The 17,923-nt window shown below is 66.4% G+C and carries 19 protein-coding genes; 8 read left to right on the top strand and 11 right to left on the bottom strand.

All coding sequences use genetic code 11. The features are described from left to right. Positions 1-35 precede the first annotated feature (35 nt). Positions 36-1,217 (top strand): DNA-binding protein, encoded by a 1,182-nt coding sequence (locus tag WS64_RS26080; RefSeq protein WP_059581468.1) that lies wholly within the window; start codon positions 36-38, stop codon positions 1,215-1,217. Between the two features lie 136 nt (positions 1,218-1,353). Here WS64_RS26080 and WS64_RS26075 read toward each other — a convergent pair whose 3' ends face one another. The 3 genes from WS64_RS26075 to WS64_RS26065 all read right to left on the bottom strand — a co-directional run bounded on the left by WS64_RS26075 (position 1,354) and on the right by WS64_RS26065 (position 3,606). Continuing rightward, positions 1,354-2,373, bottom strand: coding sequence for a tyrosine-type recombinase/integrase (locus WS64_RS26075; RefSeq protein ID WP_060968163.1), 1,020 nt, complete (start codon positions 2,371-2,373; stop codon positions 1,354-1,356). 102 nt (positions 2,374-2,475) lie between these two features. Further along, positions 2,476-2,853, bottom strand: a complete 378-nt coding sequence (locus WS64_RS26070; protein ID WP_059581462.1) for a DUF2471 family protein — start codon at positions 2,851-2,853, stop codon at positions 2,476-2,478. A gap of 141 nt (positions 2,854-2,994) precedes the next feature. Next, on the bottom strand, positions 2,995-3,606 hold the full coding sequence (locus WS64_RS26065) for a helix-turn-helix domain-containing protein (protein WP_059644571.1): 612 nt from the start codon (positions 3,604-3,606) through the stop codon (positions 2,995-2,997). A gap of 158 nt (positions 3,607-3,764) precedes the next feature. Here WS64_RS26065 and WS64_RS26060 point away from each other — a divergent pair, with 158 nt between their 5' ends. From WS64_RS26060 to WS64_RS26045, 4 genes are all read left to right on the top strand, one after another. Further along, positions 3,765-4,964 (top strand): glycine C-acetyltransferase, encoded by a 1,200-nt coding sequence (locus tag WS64_RS26060; RefSeq protein WP_060968162.1) that lies wholly within the window; start codon positions 3,765-3,767, stop codon positions 4,962-4,964. A 13-nt stretch (positions 4,965-4,977) separates the two neighbouring features. Then, the gene (gene tdh, locus WS64_RS26055) at positions 4,978-6,006 is read left to right on the top strand and encodes an L-threonine 3-dehydrogenase (RefSeq protein WP_060317659.1); all 1,029 of its coding nucleotides are present in this window, start codon (positions 4,978-4,980) and stop codon (positions 6,004-6,006) included. Positions 6,007-6,553: 547 nt separating this feature from the next. After that, a complete protein-coding gene (locus WS64_RS26050) occupies positions 6,554-7,159 on the top strand; it encodes a TetR/AcrR family transcriptional regulator (RefSeq protein ID WP_060968161.1) in 606 nt (201 codons plus the stop codon). Positions 7,160-7,223: 64 nt separating this feature from the next. Beyond that, positions 7,224-7,703, top strand: a complete 480-nt coding sequence (locus WS64_RS26045) for a nuclear transport factor 2 family protein (protein ID WP_059581450.1) — start codon at positions 7,224-7,226, stop codon at positions 7,701-7,703. Between the two features lie 465 nt (positions 7,704-8,168). Here WS64_RS26045 and WS64_RS26040 read toward each other — a convergent pair whose 3' ends face one another. Further along, positions 8,169-9,254: a tartrate dehydrogenase gene (locus tag WS64_RS26040; RefSeq protein WP_059581446.1), complete on the bottom strand. Its 1,086-nt coding sequence runs from the start codon at positions 9,252-9,254 to the stop codon at positions 8,169-8,171. Between the two features lie 115 nt (positions 9,255-9,369). Here WS64_RS26040 and WS64_RS26035 point away from each other — a divergent pair, with 115 nt between their 5' ends. Further along, positions 9,370-10,293 (top strand): LysR substrate-binding domain-containing protein, encoded by a 924-nt coding sequence (locus tag WS64_RS26035; RefSeq protein WP_060968160.1) that lies wholly within the window; start codon positions 9,370-9,372, stop codon positions 10,291-10,293. Positions 10,294-10,359: 66 nt separating this feature from the next. Here the strand turns inward: WS64_RS26035 and argC are convergent, their stop codons facing one another. Next, the gene (gene argC, locus WS64_RS26030; RefSeq protein ID WP_060968159.1) at positions 10,360-11,301 is read right to left on the bottom strand and encodes an N-acetyl-gamma-glutamyl-phosphate reductase; all 942 of its coding nucleotides are present in this window, start codon (positions 11,299-11,301) and stop codon (positions 10,360-10,362) included. A gap of 121 nt (positions 11,302-11,422) precedes the next feature. On the opposite strand from argC, the gene WS64_RS26025 reads away from it, so the two are divergent. After that, entirely contained in the window at positions 11,423-12,307 is an 885-nt protein-coding gene (locus WS64_RS26025; RefSeq protein WP_059581438.1) for a LysR family transcriptional regulator, read from the top strand. A 48-nt stretch (positions 12,308-12,355) separates the two neighbouring features. Here the strand turns inward: WS64_RS26025 and WS64_RS26020 are convergent, their stop codons facing one another. From WS64_RS26020 to WS64_RS26005, 4 genes are read right to left on the bottom strand one after another with little or no spacing between them, the layout of a single operon-like run. After that, on the bottom strand, positions 12,356-12,820 hold the full coding sequence (locus WS64_RS26020; RefSeq protein WP_059644579.1) for a hypothetical protein: 465 nt from the start codon (positions 12,818-12,820) through the stop codon (positions 12,356-12,358). 60 nt (positions 12,821-12,880) lie between these two features. Then, a complete protein-coding gene (locus WS64_RS26015) occupies positions 12,881-14,098 on the bottom strand; it encodes a patatin-like phospholipase family protein (protein ID WP_059644582.1) in 1,218 nt (405 codons plus the stop codon). Then, positions 14,095-14,880: a 3-hydroxybutyrate dehydrogenase gene (locus tag WS64_RS26010; protein ID WP_060968158.1), complete on the bottom strand. Its 786-nt coding sequence runs from the start codon at positions 14,878-14,880 to the stop codon at positions 14,095-14,097. The genes WS64_RS26015 and WS64_RS26010 overlap by 4 nt, the downstream gene beginning before the upstream one ends. 52 nt (positions 14,881-14,932) lie before the next feature. Next, the gene (locus WS64_RS26005; protein WP_059581426.1) at positions 14,933-15,673 is read right to left on the bottom strand and encodes an acetoacetate decarboxylase; all 741 of its coding nucleotides are present in this window, start codon (positions 15,671-15,673) and stop codon (positions 14,933-14,935) included. A 435-nt stretch (positions 15,674-16,108) separates the two neighbouring features. Here WS64_RS26005 and WS64_RS26000 point away from each other — a divergent pair, with 435 nt between their 5' ends. Beyond that, positions 16,109-16,690, top strand: a complete 582-nt coding sequence (locus tag WS64_RS26000) for a phosphatase PAP2 family protein (RefSeq protein ID WP_060968157.1) — start codon at positions 16,109-16,111, stop codon at positions 16,688-16,690. Between the two features lie 25 nt (positions 16,691-16,715). Here WS64_RS26000 and WS64_RS25995 read toward each other — a convergent pair whose 3' ends face one another. Both WS64_RS25995 and WS64_RS25990 read right to left on the bottom strand, forming a co-directional pair. After that, entirely contained in the window at positions 16,716-16,949 is a 234-nt protein-coding gene (locus WS64_RS25995; RefSeq protein ID WP_060317637.1) for a hypothetical protein, read from the bottom strand. A gap of 148 nt (positions 16,950-17,097) precedes the next feature. After that, positions 17,098-17,919, bottom strand: a complete 822-nt coding sequence (locus WS64_RS25990; protein ID WP_059581418.1) for a siderophore-interacting protein — start codon at positions 17,917-17,919, stop codon at positions 17,098-17,100. Positions 17,920-17,923 lie beyond the last annotated feature (4 nt).

Genomic DNA, 17,923 nt, shown 5'->3' with positions numbered 1-17,923 from the left:
ATGATTGCAACACTTCATTGCCTGCGAGTGTTGTCATGACCCTGGACGAAATGCGTCAAGTCATTCGGGAAGAACTGGAATCGCTGCGCGCAAGCGGTGCACGGCGTCAGGAATTGTCGCTGCATGCGTGCAAGCGCCTGTTTTTCGATCTCGGCATCCGGCCGTCGGCCGCCAACGTGCGCGATCTCACCCAGACCGGCAGCGCCAGCGACATCCCGAAAGACATCGACCACTTTTGGGAGCGCATCCGTTCCGCCTCCAAGATCAGGCTCGACGGCGCGGCGATCCCGAAGGCCGTCGAGGAAAAGGCCGGCGCATTGCTGGGCGCACTTTATGAAGAGGCGTTGAAAGCGGCGCGCGACAGCCTCGACGGCGACCGCGAGCAGGTTCGCGCCGACGTGGCCGCGGCCGAACAACGGTTGCGTGACGCAACCGTCCGCCAGGAAACGCTTGAAGAAGCGCTTGCGCGCGGCGAAGCGAGAAACGAGCAATTGCAGGCGCGGGTGACCGAACTCGAGGTCCAGCTTGCGTCGCAGACCACGCACGGTTCGGCAAGCGAAGCAACGTTGCTCACCACAGTCGCCCGACTGGAAAAGGAACTGGCCGCGGCTGCCGGCCGCCTCGATGCCGAACAGGCCCAGAATGCCGCGTTGCGCGACCGCATCGATGCGTTGCAAGCGGAATTGCAGCAGCGCACCGAGCACTATGCGCAGCAAATCAAGGATGCGGTGGCCGAAGCCGAACGCCGCGTCAAGCCGATGCTGGTCGAACTGGACGCGTTGCGCAGCATGGCGTCGACCTACCAGAGCGGGTTGCGCGACGTTCAGCGCAAGGAGTTCGATTTCCTGCAGCAATTGAGCTCGGCCAAGGCGCGCGCCGACCGGCTCGAAGAACAGTTGCGTACCCAGAGCGACGAACTGGACCGCGCGATGCGCGACGCGAACGCGTTGCGCGCGAACCGCGGGATGAATCCGGAAATCGCGGCGCTGCTCCGGCGCCTGGCCGATGCCGGACAACTCGATGCGAACGCGTATGCCGCGATCGGCACCTCGCTGGATCACGAGATTCCGGCGCCGGCCCGGTGCCCGCATTGCGACGGCGAGCCGGAACTGTCACACGGTGACGACGGCTTTGAAGTCGCGTGCCCCGAATGCGAGCACGCTTCGGGCCCATGGCCGTCTCGTTTCGAAGCCGCCGCGCGTTTCGCGCAGACTTGACCCGGAAGCCGGCCACACCGCACAGGTGAGAATATCCGGGAGACTTGAGGTGAGGTTTTTCGGGAGCTGTGAAATGGTGAGGCTGCGCCGCGCAAGGCTGCTCACGGATCGTTTTGCGTGAGCAGCCGTTTCCCGATCAGTGAGTTTCGTCACGCTCGGACGCGTCACCGTTGTCGTCGGCCAGCCCGTCGCGCCAGTTTTTCCATGCGCGATGCAGGCGATTCGACGAGATCGGCCGCATGAAGCCCAGCCATTTGCCGACCCGCTCGGGCGGGACGTCGTGCTCGAACAGTTCGGCCGCGTACGTATTGCGCAATGTTTGCGGGCTTGCGCGCGCGGTGCGTGACGACGTGAGCCCGGCCGATTCGACGATCGCGTCGATCGCGCGCAGCATCGTTGCCTTGTGCATCGGCCGCCCGGCATGCGACGCGGGGAACACGAGTTCTCCCGGAATCTCCTGGCGTTTGCGTTCGGTGAGCCAGGCTTCGAGCAATGCGATCGCGAACGAGGCGAGATGGGTTTCGCGCGCGTAATCCGGATGCGTCGACTCGATCCGCAGCGACGTGCCGCTCGTATTGATGCAACTAATCGTAAGCGCGCGCGCTTCCCCGGTTTTGATGCCGGCGCCGAGAAACGCGGCAACGAGCGCGCGGTCGCGACGCTCCTTCCAGTACGCGGCGCCCGATACGCCGATCGGCGAAAACAGATACGCGAGCAACGTCGCGCGTTCCGCCGGCGTGAGGAAGCCGGTCGGTTCGTTGTCGCGGGCCTTGCGCCAGTTCGCTTCGCCATCCTGAGCAATGAAACGGGCGGGATTGGTCGATGCGTATTCGGTGCGGCGGATATGGTCGAGCACACGCTCGATCAGCCTTAAATAGCGCATCCGCTGTGTCTTCTTGATCGGCAACTCGCCGACGAAGTTCGCGATGGCCGGCGTATCGACCGTCGCCAGATTCTTTTGATGCGCACGCATCCACGCGAGAAACGCGCCCCATTGCGCGCGATAGACATCGGCCGACGAGCGGCGATAGTCCTGCATTGCGAGCCACGCGTCGAACGCGGCTTCGGGCGAGACGACCCAGTCGGATGCGTCACGGTCGAACAGATCCTTTTCTTCCACACGCGCGGCGGTGTCGGGAGAGGTGGGAAGGGACATGGTGTTAATTCCGTTAGTTGCGTATATCGTAGCCCTTTTCGCAACGTATCGGGCAGCACGCGGGTGAACCGGCCGCCATGCATCGCGGCCGGGGCTCGGCCATCAGTCGCCCCACGCCTTGGACGGGCGGTGAGCGCGCACGGGCCGTGCGGTGTCGTGCGTGGTTGCTGCGGCTTCGTACGCGAGAACGGCGAATGAAAAGACCGCGGGCAGCGCGTTCGAGCGCCCGAAGTCGATCGGATCGTCGGTTTCGGGAAACGTCATGTCGGACGGTCGTTCGAACAGTTGGCGCATGCCGGCGTCGTGCCGGCTGGCAAAGCCGAGATCGGCGAGCGCTTCGGCTTCGATCGCGTGCAGCAGGCGCCACGTCAGCGGCACGCGCTGACGGATGTAGCGCGCGGCGATATGGCGAACGATCAGTTCGAGGTCGTGCGCGGCAGCCTTGAAGCTGAGCGCGGCCAAATCTTGTTCTTCTGTCATTGCAGGCTCCTGTCGACCGGGGCGGGCGCCTCGGTGCGCCGGCTCCGGCCCATGCATGGCGGAATGTCCGTATACTGTACAAACATACAGTATTTTCCGCAACTGGCCTGCGATCTGCCTTTTGGCCGACTATCCGCGCCGTCAGCGATGGATCACGATCAACAAGGCCCGCGCTTCGGTCTTGCCGGGGTTGCGGATCGCATGCGGCTCGTCGGCCGGATAGCGCGCGGTGTCGCCCGCCTTCAGGCGTCGGCTGGCCGCGGCGGCTTCGATTTCCATCGCGCCGTGCAGCACGGTGAGATGCTCGCGCGTGCCGGGTTCGTGCGCGTTCGATACCAGTGCGCCGCCGCCCGGCAGCGTCAGCTCGTACCACTCGAACTTGCCGGCGAGATCGATCGGGCCCCATACGCGCAACTGGTACCGGCCGTCGTGGCCGGCGAGCGTCGGAATGTCGTGCGGGCCGTCCACGCGAATCGTGTCGGGCGCCTTCGGCTGCGAGAACAGTTCATCGAGCGTGATGCCGAGCGCGTTCGTTAGCCGCCACGCGACCGCGATCGTCGGGTTGGCCTTGTCGCGTTCGATCTCGGAGAGCATCGATTTCGATACGCCGGCTGCGCGCGAGAGGTCGTCGAGCGTCAGCTTGCGCTCGTTGCGCAGCCGCTGGATCTGCTCGCCCACGCGCGGCGGGGTCGCGGCAGGCGGTTGCGGGGCGGCGCCGGCAGGCGTGCGCCGCGATCCGGGGGAACTTGCCATTTGGATTCCGTTCGCTTAGAGTTGTTCGATATTTCGAATTCTAGTTCGGAATATCGGATAAATGCGGTCAACCGAACGACCGACTATAACAGTAGCAGGCCGTTGCGCCGCCACGAGCGGTGTGCTGCGGAATGCGAAACCCTGTCAGGAGCTTTGCGATGCGTGATGCCTTTCTCGCCCAGGTGCGCGGGACGCTCGACCAGATCCGCGTGGACGGTTTTTACAAGACCGAGCGCGAGATCGCGAGTCCCCAGGCGGCAGCCGTGCGGCTCGCCGGCGGTGCCGGCGTGCTCAATTTCTGCGCGAACAACTATCTGGGCCTGGCGAACGATCCGCGCCTGGTCGACGCGGCGAAGGCCGGCCTCGACCAGGACGGTTTCGGCATGGCATCGGTGCGCTTCATCTGCGGCACGCAAACCGTCCACAAGCAACTGGAAAGCGCGCTGGCCGCGTTTCTCGGCACCGAGGACAGCATCCTCTATTCGAGCTGCTTCGACGCGAATGGCGGGCTGTTCGAGACGCTGCTCGACGAGAACGACGCGGTGATCAGCGACGAGCTGAACCACGCGAGCATCATCGACGGTATCCGCCTCTGCAAGGCGAAGCGTTTTCGCTACAAGAACAACGATCTTTCCGACCTCGAGGCGAAGCTGAAGGAAGCCGACGCCACGGGCGCCCGCCACAAGCTGATCGCGACCGACGGCGTGTTCTCGATGGACGGCATCATCGCCGACCTGAAGGGCATCTGCGATCTCGCCGATCGCTACGGCGCGCTCGTGATGGTCGACGATTCGCATGCGGTCGGCTTCATCGGCACGCATGGCCGCGGCACGCCCGAGCACTGCGGCGTCGAAGGCCGCGTCGACATCATCACGGGCACGCTCGGCAAGGCGCTCGGCGGGGCGTCGGGCGGCTATGTCGCCGCGCGTCGCGAGGTGATCGAGCTGCTGCGCCAGCGCTCGCGTCCGTATCTGTTCTCGAACACGCTCACGCCGAGCATCGCCGCGGCGTCGCTGAAGGTGCTGGAACTGCTCGGCAGCGACGAAGGCGCGAAGCTGCGCGAGCGCGTGCGCGAGAACGGCGCGCGGTTCCGCAAGCAGATGACCGAAGCCGGCTTCACGCTCGTGCCCGGCGCGCATCCGATCATCCCGGTGATGCTCGGCGACGCGCAGCTCGCGACGAACATGGCCGACAGGCTGCTCGGCGAAGGCGTCTACGTGATCGGCTTCTCGTTTCCCGTCGTGCCGCGCGGCCGTGCGCGCATCCGCACGCAGATGAGCGCCGCGCATACGCCCGAGCAGATCGACCGGACGGTCGCCGCGTTCGTGCGCGTCGGCAAGTCGCTCGGCATCATCTGACGGAGGCGCGACCATGAAAGCACTGGCAAAGCTCGAACGCGGCCCCGGCCTCACGCTCACGCGCGTGAAGCGTCCCGACGTCGGCCACAACGACGTGCTGATCAAGATCCGCCGCACGGCGATCTGCGGCACCGACATCCATATCTGGAAGTGGGACGACTGGGCGCAGAAGACGATTCCGGTGCCGATGCACGTCGGCCACGAATACGTCGGCGAGATCGTCGAGATGGGGCAGGAAGTGCGCGGCTTCGCGATCGGCGATCGCGTGTCCGGCGAAGGCCACATCACGTGCGGTTTCTGCCGCAACTGTCGCGCCGGGCGTCGGCACCTATGCCGCAACACGGTGGGCGTCGGCGTGAACCGCGAAGGCGCCTTCGCCGAATACCTGGCGATTCCGGCGTTCAACGCGTTCAAGATTCCGCCGGAAATCTCCGACGATCTCGCGTCGATCTTCGATCCGTTCGGCAACGCGACGCACACGGCGCTGTCGTTCAACCTGGTCGGCGAAGACGTGCTGATCACCGGCGCGGGCCCGATCGGCATCATGGCCGTCGCGATCGCGAAGCACGTCGGCGCGCGCAACGTCGTCATCACCGACATCAACGACTATCGGCTGGAGCTCGCGCGCAAGATGGGCGCGACGCGCGCAGTCAACGTCGCGCGCGAGTCGCTGCGCGACGTGATGGCCGACCTGCACATGACCGAAGGCTTCGACGTCGGTCTCGAGATGTCCGGTGTGCCAAGCGCGTTCACGAGCCTGCTCGAGGCGATGAACCACGGCGGCAAGGTCGCGCTGCTCGGCATCCCGCCCGCGCAGACGGCGATCGACTGGAACCAGGTGATCTTCAAGGGGCTCGAGATCAAGGGCATCTACGGCCGCGAGATGTTCGAGACCTGGTACAAGATGGTCGCGATGCTGCAGAGCGGTCTCGACCTGTCGCCGATCATCACGCATCGCTTCGCGGCCGACGATTACGAGCAAGGCTTCGCCGCGATGCTGTCCGGCGAAAGCGGCAAGGTGATTCTCGACTGGACGGTCTGAGTCGGGTGTCGAGAGACGGGGCGGCGTGGCACGTTTGCCGGCTGCCCCGTTTTCGTTTGCACACACGCACCGTCGCGCCGCGGACGCACGATTGAACGCTTGAGGTGAGATTTTTCGGGAGCCGTGGTCGTGCGCCGAATCATCACACGATCGCGCATAGGTGATGCGCAATAGCAGGCTCGCGTCACCTGTCGGCAACTGCTTCGCTTCTCCTCGTCATAGCATTCGGCGCCCGTTTCTCCTCTTCCGCGCGCTTCCCCGCTTCGCCTGGCGTGCGAGGGTTCGCTCGCGACCGTATGCGAGATCGTACCGACCCGGCACATCCACCGTGAGCCGCACGCTGCGTTGCGACTCACTGATACGAGGCGTCCTCGACACCGATCGGTGCGCCGACCCCTACCCGATTCGTTCACCTTCCCATCCGCACGGCTCGAACGGAAGGCTCACCCCGACGAGCCAGCGCTTCGGGCACGACTCAGCCCTCCCGCCGACAGGGCTTTTTCATCCGGATATTGACAAGGTAGAACGATCGTTCTACCGTAAACCCATGAACCCACTTCTCGACTCCTCCGGCGAACCGGGCGTTCGCGAGCGGCTGCTGGACGCGGCCGAAGCGCTGATCTATTCGGGCGGCATCCACGCAACCGGTGTCGATGCGATCGTCAAGCGATCCGGCGCGGCGCGAAAGAGCTTTTATTCGCATTTCGAATCGAAAGAGGCGCTGGTGATCGCCGCGCTCGAACGTCGCGACGAGCGCTGGATGCGCTGGTTCGTCGACGCCACGCTGGCGCGGGGCAAGACGCCGCGCGCGCAACTGCTCGGCATGTTCGACGTGCTGCGCGACTGGTTCGGGCAGCCCGACTTTCACGGCTGCGCGTTCCTGAATGCGTCGGGCGAGATACCCGACGCCGAGGATCCCGTGCGCGTCGTCGCCCGTATGCACAAGGCACGCCTGCTGGCGTTCGTGCGCGAGCGCTTCGACGCCTATGCCGACGAAACCGGCATCGAGCGCCGCGGGCTCGCGCGCATCGCGCGTCAGTGGCTCGTGTTGATCGACGGCGCGATTGGCGTGGCGCTCGTCAGTGGCGATGCAAACGCCGCGCGCGATGCGCGCGCGACGGCTGAAGTGCTGCTCGATACCGTATCGCGGTAGCCGACGCAGCGAATCCGAACCGGCCGCGTGCGTTCGCGGCCGTCACCCTGAACAGGAGCAACCCATGTCCGCTTCCCCCGAAGTTCGTCCGCCCGTTCCGCCCTTCACGCTCGAAACGGCGCGCCAGAAAGTGCGCGCCGCCGAGGACGCATGGAACACGCGCGACCCGCAACGCGTGTCGCTCGCCTATACGCCGCAAAGCCGCTGGCGCAATCGCGCGGAATTCGTGACGGGCCGCGACGAGATCGTCGGGCTGCTGCAGCGCAAGTGGGCGCGCGAACTCGACTATCGGCTGATCAAGGAGCTGTGGGCGTTCGACGGCAATCGCATCGCGGTGCGCTTCGCGTACGAGTGGCATGACGATGCAGGCAACTGGTTCCGTTCGTACGGCAACGAGAACTGGGAGTTCGATGAAAACGGCCTGATGGCGCATCGTCACGCGAGCATCAACGATCTGCCGATTCGCGAGGCGGACCGTCTTTATCACTGGCCGCTCGGCCGTCGCCCCGACGATCATCCGGGGTTGTCCGACCTCGGGCTGTGATGCGAGCACGCGTTCAACGGACCGGCGAGCGCATCACCGGGGTTCTATGGTGAGGAAATTCGGGAGCCGTCCGCTGAAGGTGAGATTTTTCGGGACGAGGTGAAATGTCGCGTCGAGCTGTGTGCTTCGAACAGGTCGACGCGGCGTTGCGCCCGGTGAGGCGGCGTATGTGGCGACGTGCAGCGGTGTGCTTCACCGCGTGAGGCATCTCACCGATCGCGTCGATGCGATCGTGTGTTGATGATCGGTGTGTGCGAGTGCGGCGTGCAACTCACCGGTCGGATCGACTTCGATTTTCAACGACAAACTGTGTAAGCAGTGCGCGTTCCGATGCGTCGTTGCTCACCGCTCGATTTGACTGCCGACGCATCGACGGAGTCCGCACAAGTGCGCAACCGTATCGCGTGTCGCTCACCGCAGCCGGATTCACGCGACGCCGCCCGGCGCGAGCGCCGGGCATGACCGTCAACCCGCAACCCGCGCGGCGATTGCCTCGCCCACTTCCTGCGTGCCGGCTTTGCCGCCGAGATCGCGCGTATGCGGCCCCGTGCGCAGCACGTCCTCGATCGCGGCGACGATCGCATCGTGCGCGTCGCGTTCGCGGCCCGTGCCGTTGCCGAGGAAGTCGAGCATCATCGCCGCCGACCAGATCATCGCGACCGGATTCGCGATGTATTGCCCCGCGATGTCGGGCGCCGAGCCGTGCACCGGCTCGAACAGCGACGGGAACGTGCGGTCCGGGTTCAGGTTCGCCGACGGCGCGATGCCGATCGTGCCCGTACAGGCCGGCCCGAGATCCGACAGGATGTCGCCGAACAGGTTCGACGCGACGACGACGTCGAAGCGGTCCGGCTGCAGCACGAAGCGCGCGCACAGGATGTCGATGTGCTGCTTGTCGACCGCGATCTCCGGATAGCGTTCGGCCATCTCGGCCGCGCGCGCATCCCACCACGGCATGCTGATCGCGATGCCGTTGCTTTTCGTCGCGACGGTGACGCGCTTCGCGCGCCGCTGCGCGAGCTCGAACGCGAATTTCAGCACGCGCTCGGTGCCGTGCCGCGTGAAGATCGACTGCTGCATCACGACTTCGCGCTCGGTGCCTTCGAACATCGTGCCGCCGACCGACGAATATTCGCCCTCGGTGTTCTCGCGCACGATCATGAAATCGATGTCGCCCGCGCGGCGGCCGGCGAGCGGCGACGGCACGCCGTCGAACAGGCGCGCGGGCCGCAGGTTGATGTACTGGTCGAATTCGCGGCGGAACTTCAGCAGCGAGCCCCACAGCGAAATGTGATCGGGCACGGTCGCGGGCCAGCCGACCGCGCCGAACAGGATCGCGTCGACGCCCGACAGTTGGGCCTTCCAGTCGTCCGGCATCATCGTGCCGTGCTGCGCGTAGTAGTCGCAGCTCGCCCAGTCGATCTCGACGAAGTCGAAGCGGATGCCGAAGCGCGCGGTCACGGCGTCGAGCACGCGCCGGCCCTCGGGCATCACTTCGCGGCCGATGCCGTCGCCGGGGATCACGGCGATCCTGTAAGTCCTGTCGGTCATGCAAATCTCCTTGGCTGTTCGGCCGGCTACCGGGAAGGCAGCGGCCCGTCACGTCATTCTATTTGTTTCAATCTGGATTAAAATCACGCAAAAGTTAATCGACTTTCCACGAATCGTGAATAAATCGCCGAACCTCGACGACCTGCGCGTGTTCAGCCTGGTTGTCCGACTGATGAGCTTCAGCGCGGCCGCCGAGCAGCTCGCGGTGTCGCCCGCGTATGTCAGCAAGCGCATCGCGATGCTCGAGGCGCAGCTCGGCACGCGTCTGCTGCACCGCTCGACGCGCCGCATGACGGTGACCGAGGCCGGCGAGCGCGTGTTCGCGCGTGCGGAAAAAATTCTCGACGACGTCGATCATCTCGTCGAGGACGTGTCGACCACGCGCACGGTGCCGCGCGGCACGCTGCGCATGTCGAGCAGCTTCGGCTTCGGCCGGCACGTCGTCGCGCCGGCGCTGCTCGACTTCAGCGCGCGCTATCCGCAACTGAACGTGCGGCTCGATCTGTTCGACCGGCTCGTCGATGTGGCCGGCGAAGGCTACGACCTCGACGTGCGCATCGGCGACGACATCGCCGATCATCTGATCGCGCGCCGACTCGCCGCGAATTACCGCGTGCTGTGCGCGTCGCCCGACTATCTCGCGCGCCGGGGGATGCCGCGCTCGCTCGCGGATCTCGCGTCGCACGACTGTCTCGCGATCAAGGAGCGCGACCATCCGTTCGGCGTATGGCGGCTGAACGTGCGCGGCGAGACGGCCACGGTGAAGGTCGGCGGTGCGCTGTCGACGAACCATGGCGAGGTGGCCGTGCAGTGGGCGCTGGCCGGGCGCGGCATCGTGCTGCGCTCGATCTGGGAAGCCGGGCCGCTGATCGAACGCGGCGCGTTGTGCCGCGTGCTGCCGGAGGCGATCCAGCCCGCGAACATTTGGGCCGTGTATCCGGAACGCGTCGCGGCATCGGCGAAGGTGCGCGTGTGCGTGGATTTTCTGGTGGAGACGCTGGCCGGCCTGAATGCGGCCGCGGGTGACGATGCGGCCTGAAACCGGCTAAAGGTGAGCTTTTGCGGGAGACGTGCGCAGGCACCGTCGACGATGCCCGCGGGAGCGTCACGCCGCGTGTCGCGCACCGAGCATCAAGTCGAGATTCTGCACGGCGGCACCGGATGCCCCTTTGCCGAGATTGTCGAACACGGCGGACAGCAGCACCTGGCCACGATCTTCGTTGACGAACACGCCGAGCCGCAGGTCGTTGGTGCCGTTCAGCGCTTGCGGGTCGAGATGCGTTGCCGCGCGTGCGTCCGCGAGCGGCATCACGTCGACGTGATGCGCATCCGCGTAGTGATGCGCGAGACACGCATGCAGGCGCTCGCCCGTCACGCCGGCCGGAAGCAGGCGCAGCTCGATCGGGATGGTGAGCACGATGCCTTGCCGATAGGCACCGTAGGCCGGCACGAAGAACGGGCGGTGCGCGAGCCCCGCATGCTGACGGATCTCGGGCACGTGCTTGTGCTCGAGCGCGAGGCCGTAGACCTGCAGCGGCAACGCGTTTGCGGTGGCATCGCCCGATTCGAATGCGTCGACGGCGGCCCTCCCTCCGCCCGAGTAACCGGACACCGCGTGGATGCTCACCGGGTAGTCGCGCGGCAGCAGGCCTGCCTGCAACAGCGGGCGAAGCAGGCCGATCGCGCCGGTCGGGTAACAGCCGGGATTGGTCACGCGCTTCGCATGAGCGATGTGCCATGCATGTCCGTCGGCCATCTCGGGAAAGCCGTAGACCCAGTCGGGCTGCGTGCGATGGGCCGAACTCGCATCGATCACGCGTACCGCCGGGTTGCGGATGAAGCCGACCGCTTCGCGCGCGGCCGCGTCGGGCAGGCACAGGATCGCGATATCGCACGCGTTGAGCGCGTCGGCACGCCGCGCCGCGTCCTTGCGTTCGGCGGCGGGAAGCGTGAGCAGTTGCACGTCGGTGCGGTCGCGCAGCCGCGCGTGGATCTGCAACCCGGTCGTGCCCTGGTCGCCGTCGATGAAGACAATGGGGAGGCTCATGATGGTCGTGTGCGTCGCGTTCGATCGTCGGGGGAAGCCGTATCGTCCACCGAACGCCTAGAATAGGAAAAGTTGAATTTACTGATCGTCCGATTCAGCTTTCCTGAACGAGAGGTGTGTGATGCGCGAGATCAGTCTGGACCGTCTGCGTACGCTGGTCGCGATCGCGGACCACGGATCGTTCGTGGCGGCGGCGCAATGGCTTCATCTCGCGCCGCCGACCGTCAGCCTGCATGTCGCCGAACTGGAAAGCCGCGTCGGCGCGCCGCTGCTGTCGCGCACGCGCGGCAACGTGCGCCCGTCGGCGATCGGCGAAGTGCTGGTGGAGCGGGCGCGGCGTCTGCTGGCGGAAGTCGAAGCCACGCTGGACGACGTGCAGCGACAGGTGCAGGGGTTGACGGGGCGTGTCCGCCTCGGCGCATCGACGGGCGCGATCGCGCATCTGTTGCCGCAGGCGGTGGCCGGATTGCGCGCGCGGCATCCGGATATCGACGTGCAGATCGCGGTGCTCACGTCGCAGGACACGCTGGCGCGCATTGCACAAGGCACGCTCGATGTCGGGCTGGTCGCGCTGCCGCAGGCGCCGGTCGCGGGACTGTCGATCCGCCCGTGGCGTCGCGATCCGGTGATGGCCTTCCTGCCCGCGGACTGGCCGCTTCCGGCCCGTGTGACGCCCGCGTATCTGGCCGCGCGGCCGCTGATTCTCAACGATGCGACGACGCGCCTGTCGCGGCTCACGGCCGAATGGTTCGCGCTCGCCGGCCACCGGCCCGAGCCGCGGATCGAACTCAACTACAACGATGCGATCAAGAGCCTGGTCGCCGCAGGGTACGGCGCGACGCTGCTGCCGCACGAGGCCGGGGCCCCGCTGCCGGATGCGCGCATCGTCATGCGGCCGCTACGGCCGGCGTTGTGGCGCGAGTTGGGCATTGCGCATCGGGCGGGCTCGGTCGAACGGGCGACGCAGCACGTGCTCGATGCGCTGTGGGCGCTCGGTGCGCGATAGCGGGCCGTCGTGCGGCTGGCCCGTGCCGGCCGCGCGGCCCGCACGCGTTCAGAGCCGGTTGTCTTTCGCCAGCGTGAGCACGCGCGCCCAGCGCCGCGCATCGCGCTTGTCCATCATCGGCAGCTTCCATTCGCCGTGCACGGCGTCGCGCACGCGCACGACGAGATGCCAGCGGCCGTCGATCGGCGCGGCCTCGCAACCGTCGAGTTGCGACAGCGTATAGCGGCCGTCCGCGCCGTCACGCGACAGCCACAGCAGCCCTTGCGTCGCGGACACGCGCAACTCGCCCCACGCGCGATGCACGACGTGCGTCCAGCCTTCTTCCTTCGTGTTCGGTGCGATGTCGCGGCGGCGCTTGAGCCACCACGCGATCAGCGCGATCAGGAGCGCGGCGGCCAGCACGGCGGCCGCGATCGCGACCGGCTGGCCGAACTGCGCGGCGATGACGTGAAACAGATGAACGGCGCCCCAGCCCAGGGCGATGAGCGCGAATAGCGCAATGAAAATCGGCATGTCGAATCGGAAAGGAGGACGGGCCGGCGCACGCGGCGCACCGGCCCGTCGTACACGGCATTACCGGCGGCGGTGAATGTCGTGCGTGACGAAGCCCGCATCGTTGACGGGCAGCGCGAGGCCGTCCTTCACCGCGAGCGTCTTGCGGATGTCGTCGAGACCCGCGGACCAGTGGTCGCGCATCGTCGACAGACCGAACTGATAGTCCTTGTAGTGATGCTCGTACGCCTTCTGCTGATAGATCAGGTGCTGGATGTTGTACTTCTTCCCGCTCGACATCGCTTCGGCCTCGACGCACCACGGGTCGTTCTTGCGCTGCGCTTCCGGCACCTGTTCGAGCACGTGGCGCAGCACGTTGCGGTAGCGCTGTTCGCGCTGCAGCGTGTCGGTGACGAAACGCGTGCGGCTCGAATACTGCACGTCCTTCGTGCGCTCGGCGACGTCGGCCATCGTGCGCGGCAGCGGCCCGCGCGCGCTCCACAGATCGACCTGGAACGCGAGCGTGTCGCGGCGCGGATGCGCGCGGAGCACTTCCATCAGCGGCGTGTTCGACACGACACCGCCGTCCCAGTAATACTCGCCGTCGATCTCGACGGGCGGGAACGCGGGCGGCAACGCACCGGACGCCATGAAATGTTCGGGCGCGAGACGGATGCGCGAGTTGTCGAAGTACACGAAGTTGCCGGTGCCGACGTTGACCGCGCCGACCGACACGCGCGTCTCGCCCGAATTGATCCGGTCGAAATCGCACAGTTTCAACAGCGTCGTGCGCAGCGCCGACGTGTCGTACCAGCTGATTTTTTCAGGATGGTCGGACACGCCCGGCAGCGGCGGCGGAAAGCGCGGCACGAAGAAGCCCTGCTGGCCCTGCATCATCGCGCTGGCGGCCTGCGACGCGGTGAAGAACGTGCGGATCTGGTCGATGCTGTTGAACAGCGCGAATTCGAACGCGGCCGGAATCGTCGGAAAGAACGCCGGCTGGCAGATCGTTTCCCAGAATTCACGCAGGCGCTCGACGCGGTGCTCGGGCGCATTGCCGGCGATCAGCGCGGTGTTGAGCGCGCCGATCGAGATGCCCGCGATCCAGTCGAGCGGGATGCCCGCCTCGTGCAGTCCTTCGAATACGCCGGCCTGATACGCGCCCAGCGCGCCGCCGCCCTGCAGGACGAGCGCGATCGTTTCGTACGGCAGCGACCGCGCGGCGGCCGGCGCGCCGGCTTCGTGGTGCAGGTCCGCCGCATCCACGGCCTGCTTTTCGGTGCGGGCGTGCGGCTTCATTGCATGAACCAGCCGTGGCTGACGATGAACGACTGGCCCGTGAGCGCGGCGCTCGGGAACGCCGACAGGAACAGCACTGTCTGTGCGACGTCCTGTACCGTCGTGAACACGCCGTCGACCGTGTTGCCGAGCATCACCCTCTTGATCACGTCCTCTTCGCTGATGCCGAGCTCCTTCGCCTGCTCCGGAATCTGCTTGTCGACCAGCGGCGTGCGCACGAAGCCCGGACACACGACGTGCGAACGCACGTTGTGCTTCGCGCCTTCCTTCGCCAGCACGCGGGCCAGGCCGAGCAGGCCATGCTTGGCCGTCACGTACGCGGACTTCAGCGGCGACGCCTCGTGCGAGTGCACCGAACCCATGTAGATCACGACGCCGCCGCGATCGTCCTTGTACATGTGCTTGAGCGCGGCCTTCGTCGTCAGGAACGCGCCGTCCACGTGGATCGCCTGCATCTTCTTCCAGTCGGCGAACGAGTAGTTCTCGATCGGGTTGACGATCTGGATGCCCGCGTTCGACACGAGGATGTCGACCGAGCCGAACGTTGCGGCGACCTTGTCGATGCCGGCGTTCACGGCTTCCTCGTTGGTGACGTCCATCGCGACGCCGATCGCCTTGCCGCCTGCCTTGACGATCTCGTCGGCGACCGCGTTCGCGCCGTCCTGGTTCAGGTCGGCGATCGCGACGGCCGCGCCCGCCTTGGCGAGCTCGAGCGCGATTTCCTTGCCGATGCCGCTCGCGGCGCCCGTGACGACTGCGGTCTTGCCATTCAGGTTGCTCATGTTCGAATTCCCGTGGTGAAAGGATTGACAGGGAGAAGGGACTGCGGACGCGTTACTGGCCCAGGTAATCGTAGACGACTTCGCCGAGGCCCAGCGTCAAATCCGCGACGATGTGGCGGGCCTCGACGATCTCGAGCACGGGCAGATCGGCCACCGGCGCGAGCGCGTGCGGCGCCAGCTCCAGCGATGCGGGGCCCGTCCATGCGCCCTTCATCTTGATGTCCTGCATGTAATAGCGCACCAGTTCGCACACGCGCGCGGTGCCGTCGACGTGCGGAATGATCTTCAGCAGGAAATTGGGGCCGGCGAGCCGCTTTGCCTGCTCGTCGATGTCGAGTTCCTTGTGCTTGTAGCCCATCGTGCCGGTCGCGACGCGCACCTTGCCGTAATCGAGTGTGCCGAGGAGGTGATCGGTGTTCACGTGCAGCGTGGGCGACGCGAGCTTCTTCGGGAAGCCCCACAGCTCGCGGCCGCCGGCGATCGGCGGATGATCGTCGAGATACATCGCCAACGTATAGCCGCCCCGCTGGCCGTTGTACTCGACCGGAATCACCTGGCCGCTCTCGGTGTAATCGCCGAAACCGGTGGAATCGGCCATGCGGATGAATTCGTACTGCACGAGCGGCTCGGTGACCTGCAGCGGCTCGGGGACGATTTCACGGAGGCGGTCCGGATCGGTGCGGTACGTGATGATCAGAAACTCACGATCGACGAAACGGTACGGGCCCATCGGGAACGCAGGGCTGGTCAACGGCATCGCAAACGCTTTCGATCGGACATCGCTGGGTTTCATGCGGACTCCTTGTTGTTGATCGCTTCGTGGATGAGTGGTCGTAATCGTATGCCTGTGCGTTGCCGTTGTGCGATGCCGCATCTGGAATTAATTGTTGCCGATTTCGAATAATTTGCGGCGTCAATATTGAGATGAACGATGCAAACGGCCGGGGCGGCACGCCGGCCGGGGCGATGGTCGCACGCGTCGATGACGCCGTGACGTGAAAAGGTGAGCCTTTACGGGAATCGCGGTGAGCTTTTACGGGAGACGGTGGCGCCAGAATATGACAATTGTGTGAACTTGTGTTGCAGTGCAGGCTCTAAGTGCGTTCGCCGCGCGGGCCTTGTCCGGGCGGCGGCCGCATCAGGTACCGCTCGAGCGGCCACGCCCTGGCATCGTTCGTATTCGACCGGGCAACCGGCCGATCTTTTTACGCCCCACGCAACCCGATTCATGCAGAACGTCAATCTCGCCCTCTTTTCCGCCATCAACGCCGGGAGTGCACCGCACCCGGGCATTGCCCGCCTCGCGATCTTCGCCGCCGACTGGCTCGTTTATGCGCTGCCCGCGATGCTGCTGCTGACCTGGATCTTCGGCGCGCGCCCCGCGCGGCGTCAGGCGATCGAGGCCGGGGTCGGCGTTTGCGTGGCGCTTGCGCTCGCGCAGGTACTCGGGCATGTCTGGTTCTCGCCGCGCCCGTTCATGGCCGGCGTCGGCACGCAGCTGATTCCGCACGCGCCGGACAGCTCGTTCCCGAGCGATCACATGACGTTCGCGTGGAGCATGGCGGTTGGCCTGCTGCTCGGCGGTACGACGCGGGTGACCGGCTTCGTGATGGCCGCGATGGCCGTGGCGATCGCATGGGGGCGCGTCTATGCGGGCGTGCACTGGCCGTTCGACATGGCGGGCGGCGTGCTGGTCGGCACGGCCGGCGCACTGGCCGCGCACCTGTACGGGCAACGTGTGACCGCGCTGCTCGAACGGCTCGGCGATTCGGTGCATGCCGTCGTGATGGGGCGCCGGCAGGCACCGTAAGCGGAAGGAAACGACCGGGCTGCCGTCAGCCGGGCGAGCCGGACGTGCGGGCCGATTCGGCCGACGCGGACGGGCCGCCGCCGCCGTCGCGCAGTTCGGGCGTATCGGCCGGATGCCGGGCGGCATCGCGGTCGAGGGCGCTTTCCTTCAGGATCGCGCACATCGCGACGAACAACGCGAGGACTACCGCGGCGAGGCCGCAATAACCGGCGATCTTCAGGTGGCGAAGGAAAGGCGAAGCGTGGCTTTCTTTTGTCATGACCGGGCGCTCCTGGGCGGGCTGCGGCGGCTGTCGCCCGACAGCGGCGCGCAGACACAGATATATACCAGCCGCGATGCCGGTGCCAAGCCCGCCGCTGCGCCGGCGCAACGATTGTTTCGGCCGCCGGCGAACCCGGTGTTTCCGGTCAGTCTTCCAGCGTTTCGTGCACGGCCGCCGCGCCGCGCTTCCAGTAGGCCGCCGCGCGGATGCGCGACTTGTCGATGCCGCGCTCGCCGGTCAGATGCTGGCGTACCGCGCGCATCGACAACGCTTCGCCGGCCGCCCATACGTAGCCGTCGCCGGACGACGGCAGCGGCAGGCCGCGGACGGCATTGAGCAGCACGTCGCCGTTCGCCGCGGCGGTTTCGGCGCGGAAGCGCCAGATTTCGTGCACGTCGGCGCGCGTGTCGAACGAGATCTGCGCGGTGCGATCGGCCACTTCCAGCACGACCGCCGCGCGCGCGCCGGCCGGCAATTCCTCGAGACGCCGCGCGACGGCGGGCAACGCCGTATCGTCGCCGATCAGCAGATGCCAGTCGAAATCGGTCGGGACCACGAACGAACCGCGCGGGCCGCCGATGCCGAGCCATTGGCCGACGCGTGCCTGCGCGGCCCACTGCGATGCCGGGCCCGGATGGTTCAGCACGAATTCCAGATCGAGCTCGCAGGCGGCGCGGTCGAAGCGGCGCGGCGTGAAGTCGCGCGCGACCGGCTTCGGTTCGCCTTCCGGAAACTCGGGGCCGTTCGCGCCGAGCGTCGGCAGCGCGGGCCGCTCCGCGCCGGGCGGCGGGAAAAATACCTTCACGTGATCGTCGAACGACGCGGATTCGAAGTCCGCGAGATCGGGGCCGCCGAGCGTGACACGCAGCAGGTGCGGCGTCACGGCATGCACGCGCAGCACCTGCAGCAGGCGGAACTTGAGGGTGTGGCGCACACGGGTGACGGTGCGTTCGGACGTGTTCTGCATCAAT

The organism is Burkholderia anthina, from assembly GCF_001547525.1.
GTDB classification, from domain to species: Bacteria; Pseudomonadota; Gammaproteobacteria; order Burkholderiales; family Burkholderiaceae; genus Burkholderia; species Burkholderia semiarida.
Note: the sequence above shows the minus strand (reverse complement) of the source record. Positions and strands in the feature narration are given on the sequence as shown.